The sequence below is a fragment of the Stenotrophomonas sp. PS02300 genome (genome assembly GCF_029959395.1).
Classification (GTDB): domain Bacteria; phylum Pseudomonadota; class Gammaproteobacteria; order Xanthomonadales; family Xanthomonadaceae; genus Stenotrophomonas; species Stenotrophomonas maltophilia_AD.
Window position 1 is genome coordinate 1 of sequence record NZ_JASCOP010000275.1, and the last position, 350, is coordinate 350.

At 66.3% G+C, this 350-nt stretch carries 1 protein-coding gene; it reads left to right on the forward strand.

From position 1 onward, the window contains the following. The coding region (locus QMX79_RS20870) for a transposase (protein ID WP_282248479.1) at nt 1-350 on the forward strand (350 nt) is incomplete at both ends.

Sequence of the window (350 nt, forward strand, 5' to 3'; positions counted from 1 at the left end):
AAAGCCACAAGCTCGAAAAGCTGTGCCGCTACATCACGCGCCCGGCGATCAGCGAGCAGCGGCTATCGATCTCACCGCAGGGTAGGGTGCGGTATCAGCTCAAGACGCCGTGGCGAAATGGGACCACGCATGTCGAATGGGATGCGGTCGATTTCATCGCGAAACTGGCCGCACTGGTCCCGCCATCTCGCGCGCATCTCACCCGCTTCCACGGCGTATTCGTCCCGAATGCAAACCTGCGCGCGCAGTTGACACCCTCGGGGCGCGGCAAGCGGCCTGCGGGCGATGCGGCGCCAGTGGACGTCAGCGCCCACGACGAGCCGCGCAGCCCCGAGCAGAAGCGCCGTGCG